This is a genomic window from Kitasatospora sp. NPDC007106 (genome assembly GCF_040634455.1).
Lineage (GTDB): Bacteria > Actinomycetota > Actinomycetes > Streptomycetales > Streptomycetaceae > Kitasatospora > Kitasatospora arboriphila.
In genome coordinates, this window is record NZ_JBEYFP010000001.1 from 1 (window position 1) to 19867 (window position 19867).

Below are 19867 nucleotides of genomic sequence, written 5' to 3' on the forward strand. Positions count from 1 at the left end.
GGACGGCGTCGACCCGGGCCCCGCGCACGCCGCCGCCCTCGCCGGGCAGGGCGACATCGAGCGCTCCCGCCGCCTCGCCGTCGACGAGCAGGCGCGCGCCCGCCGGGCCGAGGTGCTGCGCATCCCGCTGGAGGTCGCCGACGTCGGCGGCTGCCTCGCCGCCGCCCAGCGGCTGGTCGACACCGCCAAGGCCGACGCCGAGGCCCTGGCCGAGACCCAGGACGCCAAGGAGACCGACGACCTGAAGGCCGCGTACGGCGCCTCCGAGGGCAGCCGGGCGCCACGCGGCATGGCCGGTGCGGTCAAGGAGCTGGAGAAGCGGCAGAAGAGCCGGGCCACCCGCACCCGCCGCGAGACGCTCAACACCGCCCTGCTCGACCTGCTCGGCTTCTACCGGGACGTCCTCGCCCTGCAGTTCGGCTCCGCCGGCCCGCTCGCCAACGAGGACCACCGGCAGACCCTCGACCGGGTCGCCTCCGCCGGCCCCGCCGAGTCGACCCTGCGCCGGATCGAGGCCGTCCTGGCCTGCCGCGAGGCGCTGGACCGCAACGTCGACCCGCTGCTCGCCGTCGAGGCGATGACGCTCGCCCTCCGGGCCGGCTGAACCTCCAGGTCGGCCACCGGGGCGCCGGACCGACCCGGCGTCCGCTGCGACGGGGCGCCTCCTGCTGCGACGGGCGCCCCCGAGGGCTTCCGGGTGACGGCATGTCACCTCGCTCGTTCGAGTGAACGTCGCCCGGCGCCCGCCCGGCCCCCGCCGAGCCGCACGGCCCGTTGTGCACCCTGTGGACGGTCGGTCCGAAAGCCGTGGTCCGGCGACCGTGCTCGCCCGGAGGTGGTACGCCCATGCCCCGTCCGCTCCTCGTCGTCGTACCCCTGCTGGCGGCCGCCGCAGCCGCCGCGGCCGGACTCCGGCTCGGCCGCTCCACCCTCACCGGCTGGCGCGACCTCCGCTCCGCCCGCACGTACGGGCTCGCCGCCGAGCAGCGCCCGCTGCTGCTGCGCGCCGCCGCGGCCGTGTTCTGCCTCGTCGGCGCCGCCGTGCTGGCCGTCGCCGTACTGCCCGGCCGGGCACCCGGCGCCTGGGGGCGGTCGCAGCACCTCGGGGCCTCGGCGGCCTCCCGGCCCGCCCCGGCCGCGCCGGCCGCCGATGGGGCCGCCCCCGCGACACCGCGGCCGGCCGCCGAGCAGTACTCCGCCACCGCCCGTCCGGCGCCGCCCGCCGCCACCGCCTTCACCTCGATCGGGCACCCGGCCGAGGGCGAGCTGATGGAGGCCGCCGTCCCCGGCCCCGACGGCCGGCCCCGCGCCGTCCGGGTCTGGCTGCCCGCGCAGTACCGCACCGACCCGCAGGCCCGCTTCCCGGTGATCGTCCTGCCCTCCGGCACCGCCCGGAAGACCGCCGACGCCGAACTGCCGGACCTCTTCGACGGCATCGCCTCCGCGGTGAAGCTCGGCCGCTCCCGGCCCGTCCTGGTGGTCGCCCCCGAGGCCCCCAGCGGCACCGAACACCCCTGCGAGCTGGTCGCCGCCGCCCCGCAGGCCGTCGCCGACGACGCCGCGCTGCGCACCGCGGTGACCACCGCCTTCCGCACCCTGTCCGCCGGACCGGACAGCTGGGGCGTGCTCGGCGTCGAGTCCGGAGCCCCCTGCGCGGCGGCCGCCGGGCTGACCCGCCCCGACCTGTACGGGGCGGCCGCCGCGGTCTCCGGACGGTACGACGCCGCCGCACTCGCCTCGGCCGCCGCCGACGCGCCCGCCGACTCCGCAGGCCGCCTGCTGCTGGCCGCAGCCAAGGCGGACACCGCTGGCGTCGGCGCCGCCCGCGCGCTGCAGACGGCGCTGCACGGCGGCAGGGGCCCGGCCGCCCGCGCCGACGTCAAGGTCTCCGACATCGTGCAGGACTACACGCACGAGCGGGAGCGCCTGCGGCTGGTGCGGGTCGCCGTGCAGTACCTCGCCGACAGCCTCGACCGGGCCCGCTGAGCCCGTCCGCCGGACGTGTACCCGGCCCCACCCGGCGGGGCCGGACCCGCCGCAGGGTGTCGGCACCGGGGCGGCCCGGGCGGGGCCCGATACGCTGGGGGCGGCCAGGCGACCGCCCCGCCGAGCCCGCGACCGGCCCGCGCACAGCACCGCCGTTCCGCGCCGTGCCGCGCCCGAGGGAGACCCACACCATGCGAGCCACCCGGCGGAACCGCCCCGCGACCGCCGTCCTGGCCGCCGCAGCCGCCTCGGCCCTGCTGCTGGCCGGCTGTTCCTCCTCCGGCTCGCCGGCCCCCAGCGACACCGGCACGCCCGGCGCCTCCGCGAGTGCCTCCGGGGCCGCGGCGAAGGCCGCCCCGCTGCAGCCGCTGCCCGAGCAGACCCCGGCCGCCCTCGCCCCGTACTACGCGCAGAAGCTCGACTGGAAGAGCTGCGACGGCGAGTTCGAGTGCGCGCAGTTCAAGGTCCCGCTCGACTACGACCGGCCGGCCGGCGGGGACATCACCCTCGCCGCCGTGCGCAAGCGCGCCTCCGGCGGCGCCCAGCGGCTCGGCTCGCTGCTGCTCAACCCCGGCGGCCCCGGCGGTTCCGCCGTCGACTACCTGGAGGCCGTCGCCCACGGCTACGACCCGAAGGTCCGCGCCGCCTACGACCTCGTCGGCCTCGACCCGCGCGGCGTCGGCCGATCCGCCCCGGTCAGCTGCCTCTCCGGCGAGCGGATGGACGCCTACACCGCCGTCGACATCACCCCCGACGACCAGGCCGAGACCGACGCCCTGATCGCCGCCGACAAGGAGTTCGCCGAAGCCTGCAAGACGAAGTCCGGCGACGTCCTCGGCCACGTCTCCACCGTCGAGGCCGCCCGCGACATGGACGTCCTGCGGGCCCTGGTCGGCGACGACAAGCTGCACTACCTCGGCAAGAGCTACGGCACCTACCTCGGTGCGACCTACGCGGGCCTCTTCCCCGGCCGGGTCGGCCGGATGGTGCTCGACGGCGCGATGGACCCTTCCCTGGACGCCAGGGCCGGCAACCGCACCCAGGCCGGCGGCTTCGAGACCGCCTGGGCCGCCTTCGCCAAGGACTGCGCCAAGCGCGAGGACTGCCCGCTCGGCCGCACCGAGAAGGAGATCGGCGACCGGCTCACCGCCCTCTTCCAGCAGATCGACGCCAAGCCGCTGCCGACCGGATCCGGCCGCAAGCTCACCGAGGCCCAGGCCACCACCGGCGTCATCCAGGCGATGTACGCCGAGTTCCTCTGGCCGCAGCTGCGCACCGCGCTCACCGACGCGGTGGCCGGCGACGGCACCACGCTGCTCGCGCTGTCCGACGAGTACTACGAGCGCGGCGAGGACGGCAGCTACCCCAACCTGATGGCCGCCAACATGGCCGTCAACTGCCTCGACCTGCCCGCACCGTTCACCGGCCCGGAGGAGGCCCGGGCCGCCGAGGCGGACTTCGCCGCCGCCTCCCCGCACTTCGGCCGTGACATGGCCTGGATGGCCCTCTCCTGCACCTACTGGCCGGACCGGCCGACCGGGCTGCCGCACACCGTCCGCGCCGTCGGGGCCGCCCCGATCGTGGTCGTCGGCACCACCCGCGACCCGGCCACCCCGTACGCCTGGGCGCAGTCCCTGGCCGGCCAGTTGGAGACCGGCCGGCTGCTCACCTACGACGGCGACGGCCACACCGCCTACGGGCGGCGCAACACCTGCGTGGACGGCGCGGTCAACCGTTACCTGCTGGGCGGCGAGGCGCCGGCGGAGGGCACCCGCTGCGCCAAGTAGCGCCCCGGGCCGCGTAGCGCCGGGGGCGTGCGCCTTGTCCACCAGGTAAGACCCGTACCTGGCTGACGGTGCTGGCGGTTAGCATGAGGCGCCCCCACGTGTCCCGCCGCACCGACAGGAGCCCCCGTGCTCGGAGTCAACGACCTGGCGACGTACGTCCTCGGCGCCCTGGTCATCGTCCTGCTGCCCGGCCCGAACTCGCTGTACGTCCTGTCCGTCGCCGCCCGCAGGGGCGTCCGCACCGGCTACCGGGCCGCCGCGGGCGTCTTCATCGGCGACTTCACCCTCATCAGCCTCACCGCGCTCGGCGCCTCCTCGCTGCTGGAGGCCAACCCGGCGGTCTTCGCCGTGGTGAAGTTCGGCGGCGCCGCCTACCTGCTCTGGATCGGCGTCGGCATGATCCGGGCCGCCCGGGAGCTCTGGCGCGAGCGGCGGGCCGCGGCCGAGGCGATCGACGCGGCCGCGGCCGCCGAGGCGCTGCCGGAGAGCACCGAGAACCCCTTCCGCCGGGCGTTGGTGATCAGCCTGCTCAACCCGAAGGCCATCCTCTTCCTGCTCTCCTTCTTCACCCAGTTCGTGGACCCGTCCTACGGCATGCCGGCGCTCTCCTTCGGCCTGCTCGGCGGCATCCTGCAGACCTTCAGCGTCCTCTACCTCTCCCTGCTGATCTTCGCCGGCACCACGCTCGCGACCGCCTTCCGCCGCCGCAAGCGCCTCTCCGCCGGGCTCACCAGCGGCGTCGCCCTGCTCTTCGCCGGCTTCGCCGCCAAGCTCGCCGTCTCCTCCGCCTGACCCCGAGCCGGCCGCGGTGCGGACCACCTCTGGAAACTGTGTAGACTGGCCCGCGTTGCCGATGCGATCCTCGACCCGTCGGGGAGCTCCGGCAACGGCGCCGCCTTAGCTCAGTTGGCCAGAGCAACGCACTCGTAATGCGTAGGTCGCGGGTTCGAATCCCGCAGGCGGCTCCACTAGGAAGGGCCCGGTCGGAGGATTCGACCGGGCCCTTGCCGTGTGTCACCACCCACCTCGGTGGTGCGGGTACGGGCGAGACGGGTGTTCCTGGTCTCGGGTCCGGTCGTAGAAGGGGGTGGAGCAGGCCGGGGACATGGGTTCGGTCGTACTTGTTCCGGTTGCCCCCGAGTCTTGGGCCTGCAGGAGCGTTGTCGCCGATCAGGACGCCCATCTTTTCTGGGTCGTTCGGCGATATGACCCTTCCTCTGCCGAGCGGCGACCCGCCGGCCGGGGCCGCGATGAGGCGTGCCACAGGGACCCGTCATCCCCTCGCTTCCCGCCGTCCGTCCTGAGGCCCGGCCCGCAGTGTCAGGTGAGCACCTTGTACCTGTCGTGCGACCGATCGGGAAACCGCGCTTCGGGCGGCCGGTTGCCTACTCCGGCCATCTGGTCGTGGTTTCCTCCTCCGGAGCGAACAACGCGTTGTAGACGGAGGCGTGCTGGACCTCGGGAAGGGCCAAATCGATTTCGGTGGTCAATTGCTCCTCGGACAAGAGGTGAAGGCCCGCCCTCGTCATGGTTCGGAAGACTTCGCGCTCGACGGCGGAGTCGCAATCCTGCTCTGTGGCGATGAGCCGGCTCCTCCCCTCCGCTTGATCGCGCGACAGCATGGCATACGGGCCGACCATCGACAGGCGGACGAAAAGCGAACCGTTCGCTCCGAGGATGTAGTTGAAGCTGGCGTCGCAGTTCACATCCGTGTCGTCGACCAGCGGGACCAGGGAACCGAGCTCGAGGACAAGATCGCGATACGGGTTCTCGCGGCTCGTGGTGAGAACGAAGTTCCTTCGCGGATTCTCCATGTCTCTATAGGCTGTCTGGACATGGTTGAGCAGCGCGGCCCAGGAATTCCATGACCATGAGGGATCTGATTGGCGACGGTGTCGTTTTCCCATGGGGCTTTTCATCCTAGTGCTCGGGCCCGGCCGGATGGCCGTGAATCTTCTTCGACTGATCCATGTGTACGCGTACCCGGGTCTGCCAACCGCCGTTCGGGCCCCGTCCGACAGGAAGTCCGTATTCGTAATCGCGGACGTGGGGCCGGTTGGGAACCGGGGTTCCGTTGTCCCAGGCGTGCTGCGCGTAGGCATCCGCCTCCGCACGGTTCGCGAAATACGATGTGGGTGTCCCCTGTGCGATCCGGGCCTGATACTCCTTGGTACCTCGGACGTGCTGGTCCTGCTTCTGCCGGGATACGTGCGGGGAGAGACCGAGCGGGTCACACCAGGTGTGCGGGTTGTGGACGTAGGTGTCGGGGTTGGGGGACGGGAGGAGCCCGAGCGGATCGGGGCTGGTGTAGCGGGCGGTTTCGGGGTCGTAGTAGCGGTTGACGTTGTAGTGGAGTCGGGTTTCCGGGTCGTAGTACTGGCCGGGAAAGCGCAACGGGGTGTAGGTGGTGCTGTCGCTGGGCCAGGTGGTGTGGCCCCAGAGGCTCTGGGTGGTGCGCCAGGCGATGGTGTCGGTGACCGGGTCGACGAGTTCTGTGGGGGTACCGATGAGGTCGGTGACGATGGCGAAGAACCGCCGGTCGACGTCGGCCTGGCCGGGGGTGGCGATGGTCTCGGTCTGGGCGAGCGGGTGCAGGCCCTCGTGGTCCCAACTGAGGGTGTGGGGGCCGGGCAGGTAGGGGGCGTGGGTGGTCTGCTCGGCGAGGGTGGATCCGTCCCAGGTGAAGACGGTCTGCTCCTCGACTGTGACTCCGTCCGAGCTGAGCTTCTGCTTGGCGGTCCGGCGGCCGAAGGGGTCGTAGAGGTAGTGCCAGCGGGTGCCGTCGGGGGTGAGGACGTGGGTCAGGCGGTCCTCGGCGTCCCAGGTGTAGACCCAGGTGTCCGGCTTCCTGGAGAGGCGGGTGACCTGGCGGAGCGTGGTGCGGCCGGCGGCGTCGTGCTCGTAACGGATACGGCCGGCGCCTACGAGTTGGGTACCGCTGTAGGTCCGGCTGCCGTGGGCGGCCGTGGCTGCGCCGGTGGCGGGCCAGTCGGCGCCGGTGAGATTGCCCGCAGGGTCGTAGGCGTAGGTCTCGGTCCAGGAGGCGGCATGAACGGCGGTGACCCGGCCGGCCGGGTCGTGTTCGAAGGTTCGTGTGCCGGAGAGATCGTCGTGGATCGTGGTGAGGCTGTCGTCGGCCCGATACGCGTAGGAGCGTTGCCGGAGAACGGACTGCCGGGTGCGGAAAGCGTGACCGGTGAGGCGGTTCCGGGCGTCCCAGGTGCTGGACAGGGTGAGGTGGCCGGCGACGGTGCGCTGTTGTTCGCGTCCCGCTGCGTCGTAGGCGAAGTCGATGCTGCCGCCAGGTGTGGTCACCGATACGGCCTGGCCGGCGGGGTCGTAGGTCCACGTCGTCGTGTGGCCGGCCGGAGTGGTGCGGTGAGTGCGGCGGCCGAGGGCGTCGTAGGCGTGGGCAGTGGTGCGTCCGTCGACGGTTTCGGTGAGCAGGTTGCCGAGTGCGTCGTGGGTGCGGGTGACAGCGGCGTCGGGGTTGGTCGCGCGGCACAGGTTGCCGGCGCTGTCGTAGGCGTAGACGGTGGAGCGGCCTTCGGCCTCCTTGCCGACGAGACGATCGAGCACGTCGTAGCGGTACCGGGTGTGCTGGCCGAGCGGATTCACCGTGCTGGTCGGGCGGCCTGCGGCGTCGATGTCGTAACTGAGCGTCCGACCGTGGAAGTCGCGTTCGCCGATCAGACGGCCGGCCGGGTCGTAGGTGTAACTCCACTGCTGTCCGAGCGCGTTGGTGACGGCGACGAGCTGCATGTTCGCGTCGTGGGTGAACGCGAGGCGGGCACCGTCGGGAGTGGTGCGGGCTGCGAGCGTTTCGAAGTGGGTGTACTCGTAGGTGGTGGTCTGCCCGAGTTGGTCGGTGTGGGTGAGGCAGTTTCCCTCACCGTCGTAGGTCCAGGTCTCGGTGGCGCCGTCGGAGGTGGTGCGCGAAGCCGGGTGGCCCTCGACGGTCCAGGTGGTGCGGATGGTGTGGCCGAGCGGGTCGGTGATGCTGGTGATACGGCCGAAGGCGTCCCGCTCGTAGTGGGTGGTGGCCCCGATGGGGTCAGTGACCTCGACGGGGAGACCTGCGAGGTTGCAACGGACGCTGGTGGTATGGCCGAGGGCGTCGGTGGCGGCGGTGAGGTGGCCGTTCCCGTCGTACGAGAAGAGGGTTGTGGCACCGAGCGGGTCGGTGAGCGAGGTGCGCAGACCGCTGTTGTCATAGGTCTGGTGCCAGGTGGCGCCGCCGGGTTCCATGACGTCCGCCGGGAGACTGAGTTCGCCGACGTAGGTGGCGGTTGACCGTTCGCCGTCGGGGCGGGTGACGCACACGAGGTCGCCGGCACCGTCGTAGTCGTAGCGGGTGGTGCGGCCGAGGGGGTCGGTCTCGGCGAGGAGCCGGTCGTAGGCGTCGCGTTCGTAGCGGGTGGTGTGGCCGAGCGGGTCGGTGATCGCGGTGATCTGGGAGTGTTCGTTGACCTCGTAGGCGGTGGTGTGGCCGAGTGCGTCGGTCTCGGTGTGGACCTTGAGACCGGTGGCGGGGTCCACCTCGCCGTAGCCGAAGCGGAAGCGCAGCGCACCGTCGGTGCCGCCCTCGTCGACGACCCGGTCGTGCGCGTCGTAGGTGTAGACGTACCGGGAGTTGTTGCGGTCGGTCCAGGACAGGATGCGGCCGCTCGCGTCGTTGGCGAAGCGCATCGGCTTGCCGGAGGAGTTGTAGACGGACGCGAGGTGGCCGTCGGTGTAGCCGTAGCGCAGCAGCAGGGCGTCGTGGCCGTCCTCGCCGCCACCGGCCAGTCGCAGGGCGGTGATGCGGCCGGCGTCGACGGTGACCAGCAGTTGGTAGCCGCCGGAGTGGGTGATGGAGACGGGTGCGCCGTCGGCGTCGTAGGCGAGGTCGTAGTGGCGGCCGTGGCGGTCGCGGACCCGGGTGAGCAGGGCGATCTGCGCGCCGGGCCGGGTGGTGAAGGTGCGGGTCAGGCCGTCGGAGCGGTCGGTGAGGGTGTAGGTGCCGCTGTCCGGGTCGATGTCGAGGTCGCGGCGGGCGCCGCCCGCGGAGGCCTGGACCGGGTCGCCGGGCTCGGGATGGGGGTAGGCCTGGGTGGTGCGGTCCGGGCAGAGGTGGACGACGCCCTCGTCGTCGATCTCCAGTCGTTCGTCGAAGGTGCAGACCCAGCGCGGGCCCATCCAGCGGCCGGCGAGGTAGCCGGACTCGTAGTTGCGGGTGAACACCAGCGGCAGTGAGCCGGGCAGGGAGGCGTCGTCCTGGTCGATGAACATCCGCCCGGTGGCCATGTCGACGGGCTCGCCGCCGCCGCACACCGCGTCCTCACGCCGGCCCGCCTGCCGCGGATCCGCCACCTGGCGGCGGCCCTCGCCGCCGTGGGTGTTCCCGCGTCCGCCCCGACCCCCGCCGCCGGAGCGCGGGTGCGGGACACCCTTGCCCTCGTGCCCGGCGAGGATCTTCTCCAGGTCCTTGGCGTGCTTCGCCTCGACCTCGCGGACGTTCTTGGCGACCTTGGTCAGGTTGTCGCCGGCCTGCTTGTACAGCTGGTGGACGGCCTTGCCGGCATCGTCCGCGAGCGTCTTGCCGAGCTTCTGCGCGCCGTGTTCGAGCGCCTTGACGATCCGGTTGCTCATTCGAAGCTCACCCCCGCGAGCTTGGACTGGAGGGCCTGCGCATGGCCGGCCACGGTCTCGGCGTGCTGGTGCATGGTGCGGGCGTGCGCCTCCAGGGCGTCCGGGTTGATCCGGAAACCGGTGCCGCCCCCGCCCCCACTGCCGCCGGAGACACCGAGCGCCGACTCGGCCGCCTGGAACACCAGGCCCGACACCGCACCCGCGACAACACCCACCAGCGGGTCGATCGCGGCCTCGATCACCTGGCCGATGATGTAGTCCTCCAGCTGCTGCTCAAGGAACTGCACCAGCTTGCGCCCCGCCAGCACCGTCGCTGCCGCAGCCGCCTCCGCCGCACCCAACGTGGCCACCGCGGCCGCCTGCTCGGCGATCAACGTGGCTGCCAGTACGACGAGTTCGGCGATCGCCTCCAGCTTCATCGCCACGATCACGTCCGCCGCCACGTCCAGTGCCGTCGCCACCACCCGGCAGGCCTGCACCAGCTCGTTCATGTGGGAGTCCGACAGCGACGCCCACTTCGCCAGCAGCGCCTCGTACGAGGCACCCTCGTACGCCTCCGACAACGCGTGGATCGTCGCCGTCGACTCCCGGTGCGCCTCGTCCACCTTGTCGGCGAACTCCCGCACGTGGTCGGCGAACTCGCGGACCTTGTCCTCGTTCACCGACGGCCAGCGGATCCCGATGAAGGCCAGGAACGACTCCACCTCACCGGGTAACTCGATCGCCATGCTGTTCCTCCCCCGTCACGGCATGTGAACCTACGATCGCACAGCAGGACGACAGTGCCGATGCCGCGGTTGCACACATGCCGCCGCCCCCGGACCTCACCGGCGGGGCCGGCGGTCCGGGGGCGGACGGGGTGGAGCGGGGATCAGGCGGCGAGGCGCTCCGCGGCGGCGTCGAGGCGGGCCAGCACGCGGTCGCGGCCGAGCAGCTCCATCGACTCGAACAGCGGCAGGCCGACGGTGCGGCCGGTGACGGCCACCCGGATCGGGGCCTGGGCCTTGCCGAGCTTGAGGCCGTGCTCGGCGCCGACCTTCTCCAGGACGGTCTTGAGGTCCTCGGCCGTCCAGGCCGCCGTGGCGAGCACGGCCCGGACGTCCCGCAGCAGCTCGGCGGCGCCCGCCTTCATCGCCTTCGCCCAGGACGCCTCGTCGGCGACCGGCTCGTCGAGGAAGAGGAAGTCCACCTGCGCGGTGATCTCCGACAGCACCGCGATCCGGGTCTGCGCGAGCGGCGCGACCTTCTCGAACACGGCGGCGTCGAAGGCCTCCGGCTGCCACGGCGCGTGCGGGGCGGCCAGCCACGGCGCGCAGGCCGCGGCGAACTGCTCCGCGCCCAGCGCCCGGATGTAGTCGCCGTTGAAGGCGGTCAGCTTCTTGATGTCGAAGAACGCCGAGGAGCTGTTGACGTTCTCCACGCGGAAGAGCTGCTGCAGCTCCTCGAACGGCAGGATCTCGCGGTCGTCGCCCGGCGCCCAGCCCAGCAGCATCAGGTAGTTGACCATCGCCTCGGGCAGGAAGCCCTCGGCCAGGTAGTCCTCCAGCGCCACCTTGTCGCGGCGCTTGGAGAGCTTCTGCCGCTTCTCGTTGACGATGACCGGCAGGTGCGCCCACACCGGGGGCTGCACGCCGAGCGCCTCCCAGAGCAGCTGCTGCTTCGGGGTGTTGGAGAGGTGCTCCTCGCCGCGGATCACCTGGGTGACGCCCTCGTCGAGGTCGTCGACCACGTTGGCGAGCAGGAAGACCGGGGTGCCGTCGCCGCGGGCGATGACGAAGTCCTCGATGGCGCTGTTCGGGAAGGCCGGCTCGCCGCGGATCAGGTCCACGACCACGGTCTCGCCCTCGTCCGGGGTGCGGAAGCGCATCGCCCGGCCGGCCTCCCAGTCGAGGCCGCGCTCGCGGCAGAAGCCGTCGTAGCCCAACTGCTGCGAGCCGGTGCGCTCCTGGACCTGCTCGCGGGTGCAGTCGCAGAAGTAGGCCTTGCCGGCGGCGTGCAGCTGCCCGGCCGCCTCGCGGTGCCGGTCGGCGTTGTGCGACTGGAAGTAGGGGCCCTCGAAGGCGGGGTCGGACTCGTTGATGCCGATCGCGGAGAGGGCGTTGACGATGCCGTCGATCCACTCGGGCTTGTTGCGCGCCGCATCGGTGTCTTCGATGCGCAGGACGAAGGTGCCGCCGGACTGTCGCGCCACAGCCCAGTTGTAGAGGGCGGAACGAGCGCCGCCGACGTGGAACATGCCGGTCGGGGACGGTGCGAAACGGACGCGAACAGCGGGAGCAGACATGCCGCACAGCCTACCGATCCCGCGCCCGCCCCTGCTCCGCCCGACCGCCGCCCCGAGGGCGTGCACCCGCCCCCGCACTGCCCCCGCACGGCCCCCGCACGGCCCGCCGCACCGCGCCGCACCACGGACGGCGTCCGGCCGCTCGCGGCCCGTCCTCTAGGATGGCGGGGTGACCGATGACACTCAGCAGGCTCCCGACCGCGGGCCGATCAGCCACCCCGAACTGCCGACCGCCTACGCCCCGGCCGAGGTAGAGGGCGAGCTGTACGAGCGCTGGGTGGACCGCGGTTACTTCACGGCGGACGCGAAGAGCGACAAGCCGGCGTACACCATCGTCATCCCGCCGCCGAACGTCACCGGTGCGCTGCACCTCGGCCACGCCTTCCAGCACACGCTGATGGACGCCCTCACCCGCCGCAAGCGGATGCAGGGCTTCGAGACGCTGTGGCTGCCCGGCATGGACCACGCCGGCATCGCCACCCAGAACAAGGTCGAGCAGCAGCTCGCCGAGTCCGGCCTCTCCCGCCACGACCTGGGCCGCGAGGCCTTCGTCGAGAAGGTCTGGGAGTGGAAGGAGAACTACGGCGGCAAGATCCTCGGCCAGATGCGCCGCCTCGGCGACGGCGTCGACTGGTCGCGCGAGCGCTTCACCATGGACGAGGGCCTGTCCCAGGCCGTCCAGACCATCTTCAAGAAGCTCTTCGACGACGGCCTGATCTACCGGGCCGAGCGCATCATCAACTGGTGCCCGCGCTGCCTCACCGCGCTCTCCGACATCGAGGTCGAGCACAAGGACCGCGACGGCGAGCTGGTCTCGATCCGCTACGGCGAGGGCGAGGACTCGGTGGTCGTCGCGACCACCCGCGCCGAGACGATGCTGGGCGACACCGCGGTCGCCGTCCACCCGGACGACGAGCGCTACAAGCACCTGGTCGGCCGGACCGTCAAGCTGCCGCTGACGGACCGCGAGATCCCGGTCGTCGCCGACGAGCACGTCGACCCGGAGTTCGGCACCGGCGCCGTCAAGGTGACCCCGGCGCACGACCCCAACGACTTCGCCATCGGCCAGCGCCACGGCCTGCCCAACGTGACCGTGATGGACGAGCGCGGTGTCATCACCGTGCACGGCCCCTTCCTCGGCCTGGACCGCTTCGAGGCCCGCTCGGCCGTGGTCGGCGCGCTCCGCGAGCAGGGCCGGATCGTCGCCGAGAAGCGCCCGTACGAGCACTCGGTCGGGCACTGCTCGCGCTGCCACACCGTGGTCGAGCCGCGGCTGTCGCTGCAGTGGTGGGTCAAGGTCGGCCCGCTGGCCCAGGCCGCCGGCGACGCGGTCCGCGACGGCCGGGTCGAGATCCACCCGAAGGAGCTGGAGCGCCGCTACTTCGACTGGGTCGACAACATGTACGACTGGTGCATCTCGCGCCAGCTCTGGTGGGGCCACCGGATCCCGGTCTGGTACGGCCCGGACGGCGAGGTCGTCTGCGTCGGACCGGACGAGCAGCCGCCGACCGGCGAGGGCTGGCACCAGGACCCGGACGTCCTGGACACCTGGTTCTCCTCCGGCCTGTGGCCGTTCTCCACGCTCGGCTGGCCGGAGAAGACCGCCGACCTCGAGAAGTTCTACCCGACCGACGTCCTGCTGACCGGCCACGACATCATCTTCTTCTGGGTCGCCCGGATGATGATGTTCGGCCTGTACGCGATGGACGGCCAGGCGCCGTTCAAGACGGTCGCCCTGACCGGTCTGGTCCGCGACGAGTTCGGCAAGAAGATGTCGAAGTCGTCCGGCACCGCCGTCGACCCGCTGGACTGGATGGACGCCTACGGTGCCGACGCCGTCCGCTTCACCCTGGCCCGCGGCGCCAACCCCGGCGCCGACGTGCCGATCGGCGAGGACTGGGTCAAGGGCTCCCGGAACTTCTGCAACAAGATCTGGAACGCCACCCGCTTCGCGCTGATGAACGGCGCCACCGTCGAGGGCCCGCTCCCGGCCGCCGAGGAGCTGACCTCGGTCGACCGCTGGATCCTCTCGCGCCTCAACGCGACCGTGGCCGAGGTCGACGCGCTGTACGACGACTACGAGTTCGCCAAGGTCTCGGACGCGCTCTACCACTTCGCGTGGGACGAGGTCTTCGACTGGTACGTCGAGCTCTCCAAGACCACCCTCGCCAAGGGCGGCGCGCAGGCCGACGCGGCCCGCCGGGTCCTCGGCGAGGTCCTGGACCTCACCCTGCGCCTGCTGCACCCGGTGGTCCCGTTCGTCACCGACACCCTGTGGACCACCCTCACCGGCGCGGAGTCGCTGGTGGTCACCGAGTGGCCGAAGGATTCCGGCTTCCGCGACGCGGAGGCCGAGGCCGAGATCGCCACCCTGCAGCAGGTGGTCACCGAGGTCCGCCGCTTCCGCTCGGACCAGGGCCTGCAGCCCGCGCAGCGCGTCCCCGCGCGGCTCGAGCTGGCCGGCACCGTGCTCGGCGTCCACGAGGACGCGATCCGCTCGCTGCTGCGCCTGACCGTGCCGGAGGCCGGCTTCGCCGCCACCGCCTCGCTGCCGGTCGCCGGCGCGACGGTCTCGCTGGACCTGTCCGGCACGATCGACGTCGCGGCGGAGCGCAAGCGCCTCGCCAAGGACCTCGCCGCCGCCGAGAAGGAGAAGGCGCAGACCACCGCCAAGCTCGGCAACGAGGCCTTCCTCGCGAAGGCCCCGGACGAGGTGGTCGCCAAGATCCGTACCCGCCAGGAGGCCGCCGAGGCCGACATCGCCCGGATCACCGCCCAGCTGGCCGGCCTGCCGCAGGGCTGACCGGGCCGCCCGGCACGGACGACGGAGGGCCGCACCCGCGCGACGGGTGCGGCCCTCCGGCACGTCCGGCCGCTCGGGCTCCTCGGGGCCTTCAGGCCACGGCCGGCCGCATCCGCCGGGCCAGCCACTTGCCGAGCTCCCAGAGCACCAGCAGCGCCAAGGGCGCCAGCAGGGCCCAGCCGAACTGCTGGACGCTGATCCGGGTGGTGCCCAGGATGCGGCGGAAGCCGTCCATCTGGGTGACCATCACGGCCAGTACGAACTCGCCGAGCGCGGCCCAGTTCATCTGCTTGCTGTCGAAGGTCGTGGTGTTGAACACCGAGGCCGTCTCGCTGCGGCACTCGAAGGCCGCGACGATCAGGCAGAGCGAGAAGGCGGTGAAGGCGATCGAGCTCCCCGTGTCCACGTCGCCGTAGCGCGACTCGCCGAGCTTGATCAGCGAGAGCAGGAAGACGGTGATGGCGAGGCCGCTCAGCCCCACGGTGACCATCACCGGCCGGGTCAGCACCGACTCCCCGCGCGGCCGCGGCGTCCGCTGCATCAGCCCGGGGCTCTCCTGGTCGAAGCCGAGCGCGAAGCCGAACGGCGCGTTCACCACGAAGTGGATCCACAGCACCTGGGGCGGCGGGAAGGGCTCGCCGCTCGCGATGTTGAGGATCGTCGCGCCGAGGAAGGTCAGCACGAAGGTGACCAGCAGCAGGAGGACGAAGCGGATGTACTTGGTGAGGTTGTCGTAGAGCTTCCGGCCCTCCGCCACGGCGTAGACGATGGTGGCGAAGTTGTCGTCGGAGAGGATCATCCGGCTGGCGTTCTTCGCCACGTCGGTGCCGCTGCCCATGGCGATGCCGATGTCGGCGGCCTTGATCGCCGGCGCGTCGTTGACGCCGTCGCCGGTCATCGCGACGACGGCGCCCTTCTTCTTGAGCGTGTTCGCCAGCAGCACCTTGTGCTCGGGCGCGACCCGGCCGACCACCCCGATGGTGTCGATCCGCTCCATCTGCTCCTGCTCGGACAGGGCCGCGAAGTCGGCGCCGAGCACGGCCTCGCCCTCGATGCCGAGCTGCCGGGCGATGGCGGCGCCCGTGGTGACGTCATCGCCGGTCACCATCCGGACCCGGATGTGGGCGGCCTGCGCCTCGGCGACCGCCGCCTTGGACTCCTCGCGCGGCGGGTCCACCATGCCGACCAGGCTGGTCATCTGCAGGTCGGTGACCAGGGCGAGCAGATCGCCGCCGGGATCGAAGTGCGCCGGGTCGATGTCGCGGACGGCGGCGGCCATCACCCGGCGACCCTCGCCGCCCATCCGCTCGGTGGCCGCGACGGCCCGCCGGGCGAGCTCGCCGTCCCAGGGGACGGTGGTGCCGGCCGAGAGCGCGGTGGCGGCCCGGCCCATCACCGCCGGGGCGGCCCCCTTGACGAAGCAGCGGACGACCGGCCGGCCCATGGCGTCCACCGCCGAGTTGAAGGTGGCCATCAGCTTGTAGCCGGGGTCGAAGGGCAGCGTGGCGAGCCGCGGGTAGCGTTCCCGGGTCGCCTCGATGTCCAGACCGGCCTTGTGGCCGAGCACCAGCAGGGCGCCCTCGGTGGGGTCGCCGACCACCCGGCCGTCCACCAGCTTGGCGTCGCTGGCGACCAGGTACGGCAGCACCGCGTCCTCGACGCCGGCCGAGGTGCCCGCGGCGTGGTGGATCCGGCCCTCCAGGCCGTAGCCGGTGCCGGAGACGGTGTAGCGGTCGGTCGGGCTGAGCACCTCCACGGCCGTCATCTGATTCATCGTCAGGGTGCCGGTCTTGTCGGAGTTGATCGCCGAGGTGAAGCCCAGGGTCTCGACCGAGGGCAGCTCCTTCACGATCGCGTGGCGCTTCGCCAGGTTGAGGCTGCCGACGGAGAGGATCACCTGGGAGACGGTCGGCAGCGCCTCCGGGATGGCCGCGATGGCCAGCGAGACCGCGCTGACGAAGAGGGCGTCCCAGGCCTGGTCGCGGCTGCGGCCGAGCGCGAACATCACGATCATGGTCAGGCCGGCCGCGCCGGCGATCCACAGGGTGAGGGTGTTGAGCTCCCGGTCGAGCGGGGACTGCTCCTTCTCGGTGGCCGAGAGCAGGCCGGAGATCTTGCCGAGCTCGGTGCCGGAACCGGTGCCGGTGATGACCAGCAGCCCGCTGCCGTGCGTCACCGGGGTGTTCATGAACGCCATGTTCGACTGCTCGCCGGGCGCCAGCCGTTCGCCGGTCAGCGTGCCCGCGTCCTTGGCGGCCGGGACGCTCTCGCCGGTGAGCGCCGACTCGTCGATCTGCAGCGCGCTCGCCTGGACGATCCGTCCGTCCGCGGGGACCTGGTCGCCCGCCGAGATCAGCACGACGTCGCCGACGACCAGCTGCTCGGCGGGGATCTCCGACTCGGTGCCGTCCCGGCGGACCCGCGCGGTGGCCTTCATCATCGACTTCAGCGCGTTCATCGCGCTCTCGGCCTTGCCCTCCTGGCGCAGGCCCACCACGGCGTTCAGCAGCGTCAGCAGGACCAGCAGGATGCCGGTGCTCCACTGCTTGATGGCCAGCGAGACCACCGCGGCGGCCACCAGGATGATCTGCATGTAGCTGCGGTACTCGTCGAGGAACCGCCGCCAGGTCGGCTTCGGCTTCTCCTCGGGCAGCGCGTTCGGGCCGTCCGCGGCGAGCCGCTCGGCCGCCCGGGCGGCGCTCAGGCCGACGGCCGGATCGACGTCGAAGGCGGCCAGCACCTCCGTCGGCGGCCGGGTGTACCAGCTCGGTGCGGGCGCAGCCGCCGCCGGGTCAGCCTGCTGGGTCATCGGCTCCCCTTCTTCTTCCGCTTCTTGCCCTTCCCGTGCTCAGCCTCGTACGGGTCGGCCTCGGCGCCGGGCGGGGCCTCGTCCTCCAGGTCGCGCCGGACGAGGCGCAGCTGCTTGCGGGCCTCGGCGCCGACCGTCGGGTACTGCGGGTCGATCCCGGCCAGGGTGTGCACCAGGACGGCCGCCGCGCAGATCCGCGCGAACCACTTGCGGTCGGCCGGCACCACGTACCAGGGCGCCCACTCGGTGCTGGTCGCGGAGAGCATCTCGGAGAAGGCCAGCTGGTAGTCGTCCCAGAAGCGGCGCTCCCGGACGTCGGCCGCGGAGAACTTCCAGTTCTTCTGCGGCAGGTCGATCCGCTTCAGGAAGCGGATCCGCTGCTCCTCGCGGGAGAGGTTGAGGAAGACCTTGACGACCTTGAAGCCGTTGTCGGTGAGGTGGCGTTCCCAGCGGTTGATGTCGCGGTAGCGGCGCTTCCAGACGTCCGGTCCGCGGGCGGCCTCGGGCAGCCGCTGCCGTTCCAGGTTCTCCGGGTGGACCCGGACGACGAGGACCTCCTCGTAGTGCGAGCGGTTGAAGATGCCGATCTCGCCGCGGCCGGGCAGCCGGAGGTTGTAGCGCCACAGGTAGTCGTGGTCGAGCTCTTCGGAGGAGGGCACCTTGAAGCTGCTGACCTTCACGCCCTGCGGGTTCACGCCGCTCATGACGTGGCGGATCGTGCCGTCCTTGCCGCCGGCGTCGAGCGCCTGGAGGCAGAGCAGCACGCCGTAGGTGTCCTGGGCGGCGAGCCGGTCCTGGTACTCGGCGAGCAGTTCGACGCCGGTGCGCAGCAGCTCGGCGCCGTCCCGCTTCTTGAGGTGGGCCCGGTAGCGGGGGTCGAAGTCGCGGGCGAGGTCGACCCTCGACCCGGGCTCCACCCGGAGCGGCGCGATGAAGCGCGCGATGGCCTCGGCTCGGTCGTCCGCCATGCCCGGGCACCTTCCGCAGGACCGCCTCGGGCGGAGGCGGGAGTCACCTGCCACGCTCCGCCCGGGGTCCGGGTGCGGCAATCGGAGTACGGCCGTTCGGGCCGGGTCAGGCGGGGTCGTGGCCGGGGGAGGTCCGGGCGGCGCGGGCCAGCAGCAGGGCGGCGGCCAGACCGCCGGCGAGGACGGCGGCGGCGCCGACCAGCTGGGCGGTGCGGGAGGCCTCGGTGAAGGCGTCGAGGACGGCGGCGCGGTCCGCCTCGGTGCGGGCCGCGGCGAGGGCGGCCGGTACGGAGGCCGCGGCCGGCAGGACGGCCGTCAGCCGGGCGTTCATCACGGCGCCGAGCGCGGCCACCCCGAGGCTGCTGCCGGCCTCGGCCATCGCACCGTCGATGCCGGCGCCGGCTCCGGCCCGGTCCGGCGGGATCGCGCCCACCACGGCCTCGACGATGGCCGGGTTGGCGACCGCGCAGCCGGCGCCCATGAGCACCAGCCCGGCGAGCAGCGGCCCGTAGCCGCCGCCGGCGAACGCGGCGGTGCAGAAGCCGGCGGCGAGCACCGTCATGCCGAGGGCGATGGAGCGGGGCGTCCCGAGCCGGGCGATCAGCCGGGCGGTGAGGCCGGTGAAGTTGAGCGCGACGACGGTGAGCGCGAACGGCGCCATCCGCAGGCCGGCCTCCAGCGGCGGGTAGCCGCGGACGAACTGCAGCTGCTGGGTGAGCAGGAAGAGCACGCCGGCGCTGCCGAAGGTGATCAGCACGACGCCGGTGACCGCCCCGGTGAACCGCCGGTCGCGGAAGAACGCCGGGTCGAGCATCGGGTGGGCCGTCCGCCGCTCCCAGTGGGCGAAGGCGGCGAGCAGCAGCAGGCCGGCCGGGGCGGGCAGCAGCACGTGGGCGGAGGCCCAGCCGTGCTCCGGCCCGGAGACGACGGCGTAGACCACCGCGGTCGTGCCGGCCGTGGAGAGCAGGGCGCCGAGCAGGTCGGGCGGGCCGCCGCCGGGGGCGCGGGACTCGGGGACGAGCAGCCGGGTGGCCGCCAGCCCGAGCAGCACCACCGGGATGTTGACCAGGAAGAGCGCGCCCCACGCGAAGTGCGCCAGCAGCAGGCCGCCGACCGGCGGGCCGGCCGCGAAGCCGAGCGCGCTGACGGCGCTCCAGGCGGCGATCGCCCGGGTGCGCTCCTCGGCGTCGAAGAGCTGCATCACCACGGCGAGCGTGCTGGTCATCAGCAGGGCGCCGCCCACCCCCATGCCGGCCCGGGCGGCGATCAGCTGCCCGGTGGTGGTGGAGAGTCCGGCGGCGAGCGAGCCGAGGCCGAAGAGGGCGAGCCCGGTGAGCAGCAGCCGTCGCCGGCCGTACCGGTCGGCGGCGGCGCCCGCGGCGAGCACCAGCCCGGCCTGGACGAGGGAGTAGGCGTTGACGATCCACTGGATGCCGGCGGTGTCCGCGCCGAGCTCCCGGCCGAGGGTGGGGACGGCCACGTTCAGCACGGTGTTGTCGAGCACCACGACGAGCTGGGCGAGGCAGATCACCGCGAGGGCCGGCCACCGGCCGGGCAGCCGGGCCTCGCGGGCGGACTCCACCGGCGCGGTGGCGGCGG

General features: G+C 72.5%; 12 protein-coding genes and 1 tRNA gene. 6 read left to right on the forward strand and 7 right to left on the reverse strand.

Annotated features, from left to right (window positions below; all coding sequences use genetic code 11):
- The 5 genes from ABZ641_RS00005 to ABZ641_RS00025 form a co-directional block, all read left to right on the forward strand.
- On the forward strand, positions 1-604 hold a 604-nt coding region (locus ABZ641_RS00005; protein ID WP_359977971.1), incomplete at its 5' end, for a DNA polymerase III subunit delta' C-terminal domain-containing protein.
- A 242-nt stretch (positions 605-846) separates the two neighbouring features.
- The gene (locus ABZ641_RS00010) at positions 847-1986 is read left to right on the forward strand and encodes a hypothetical protein (protein WP_359977973.1); all 1140 of its coding nucleotides are present in this window, start codon (positions 847-849) and stop codon (positions 1984-1986) included.
- A 191-nt stretch (positions 1987-2177) separates the two neighbouring features.
- A complete protein-coding gene (locus ABZ641_RS00015) occupies positions 2178-3773 on the forward strand; it encodes an alpha/beta hydrolase (RefSeq protein ID WP_344622796.1) in 1596 nt (531 codons plus the stop codon).
- A gap of 126 nt (positions 3774-3899) precedes the next feature.
- Entirely contained in the window at positions 3900-4565 is a 666-nt protein-coding gene (leuE, locus tag ABZ641_RS00020) for a leucine efflux protein LeuE (protein ID WP_344622795.1), read from the forward strand.
- A 99-nt stretch (positions 4566-4664) separates the two neighbouring features.
- Positions 4665-4741 (forward strand) — tRNA-Thr (locus ABZ641_RS00025).
- A gap of 417 nt (positions 4742-5158) precedes the next feature.
- Here ABZ641_RS00025 and ABZ641_RS00030 read toward each other — a convergent pair.
- From ABZ641_RS00030 to gltX, 4 genes are all read right to left on the reverse strand, one after another.
- Entirely contained in the window at positions 5159-5587 is a 429-nt protein-coding gene (locus tag ABZ641_RS00030; RefSeq protein ID WP_359977975.1) for a hypothetical protein, read from the reverse strand.
- 106 nt (positions 5588-5693) lie between these two features.
- Positions 5694-9404, reverse strand: a complete 3711-nt coding sequence (locus ABZ641_RS00035; protein ID WP_359977977.1) for a DUF6531 domain-containing protein — start codon at positions 9402-9404, stop codon at positions 5694-5696.
- Positions 9401-10132: a hypothetical protein gene (locus ABZ641_RS00040; RefSeq protein ID WP_359977979.1), complete on the reverse strand. Its 732-nt coding sequence runs from the start codon at positions 10130-10132 to the stop codon at positions 9401-9403. The genes ABZ641_RS00035 and ABZ641_RS00040 overlap by 4 nt, the downstream gene beginning before the upstream one ends.
- A 143-nt stretch (positions 10133-10275) precedes the next feature.
- Positions 10276-11640: a glutamate--tRNA ligase gene (gene gltX, locus ABZ641_RS00045; RefSeq protein ID WP_359978031.1), complete on the reverse strand. Its 1365-nt coding sequence runs from the start codon at positions 11638-11640 to the stop codon at positions 10276-10278.
- A gap of 217 nt (positions 11641-11857) precedes the next feature.
- Here gltX and ABZ641_RS00050 point away from each other — a divergent pair, with 217 nt between their 5' ends.
- The gene (locus ABZ641_RS00050; RefSeq protein ID WP_344622791.1) at positions 11858-14491 is read left to right on the forward strand and encodes a valine--tRNA ligase; all 2634 of its coding nucleotides are present in this window, start codon (positions 11858-11860) and stop codon (positions 14489-14491) included.
- A 91-nt stretch (positions 14492-14582) separates the two neighbouring features.
- Here the strand turns inward: ABZ641_RS00050 and ABZ641_RS00055 are convergent, their stop codons facing one another.
- From ABZ641_RS00055 to ABZ641_RS00065, 3 genes are all read right to left on the reverse strand, one after another.
- On the reverse strand, positions 14583-17300 hold the full coding sequence (locus ABZ641_RS00055; protein ID WP_359977981.1) for an HAD-IC family P-type ATPase: 2718 nt from the start codon (positions 17298-17300) through the stop codon (positions 14583-14585).
- A complete protein-coding gene (locus tag ABZ641_RS00060; protein WP_359977983.1) occupies positions 17297-18268 on the reverse strand; it encodes a polyphosphate kinase 2 family protein in 972 nt (323 codons plus the stop codon). The genes ABZ641_RS00055 and ABZ641_RS00060 overlap by 4 nt, the downstream gene beginning before the upstream one ends.
- A 106-nt stretch (positions 18269-18374) precedes the next feature.
- The gene (locus ABZ641_RS00065; protein WP_359978033.1) at positions 18375-19850 is read right to left on the reverse strand and encodes an MFS transporter; all 1476 of its coding nucleotides are present in this window, start codon (positions 19848-19850) and stop codon (positions 18375-18377) included.
- Between the last annotated feature and the right edge of the window lie 17 nt (positions 19851-19867).

What these genes read in the sequence shown, in the direction of transcription:
- ABZ641_RS00015 (WP_344622796.1), top strand. Translation starts at nt 2,178, where the DNA reads ATGCGAGCCACCCGGCGGAACCGCCCCGCGACCGCCGTCCTGGCCGCC.
- ABZ641_RS00035 (WP_359977977.1), bottom strand. Translation starts at nt 9,404, where the DNA reads ATGAGCAACCGGATCGTCAAGGCGCTCGAACACGGCGCGCAGAAGCTC.
- ABZ641_RS00010 (WP_359977973.1), top strand. Translation starts at nt 847, where the DNA reads ATGCCCCGTCCGCTCCTCGTCGTCGTACCCCTGCTGGCGGCCGCCGCA.
- ABZ641_RS00055 (WP_359977981.1), bottom strand. Translation starts at nt 17,300, where the DNA reads ATGACCCAGCAGGCTGACCCGGCGGCGGCTGCGCCCGCACCGAGCTGG.
- ABZ641_RS00040 (WP_359977979.1), bottom strand. Translation starts at nt 10,132, where the DNA reads ATGGCGATCGAGTTACCCGGTGAGGTGGAGTCGTTCCTGGCCTTCATC.
- gltX (WP_359978031.1), bottom strand. Translation starts at nt 11,640, where the DNA reads ATGTTCCACGTCGGCGGCGCTCGTTCCGCCCTCTACAACTGGGCTGTG.
- ABZ641_RS00060 (WP_359977983.1), bottom strand. Translation starts at nt 18,268, where the DNA reads ATGGCGGACGACCGAGCCGAGGCCATCGCGCGCTTCATCGCGCCGCTC.
- ABZ641_RS00030 (WP_359977975.1), bottom strand. Translation starts at nt 5,587, where the DNA reads ATGGAGAATCCGCGAAGGAACTTCGTTCTCACCACGAGCCGCGAGAAC.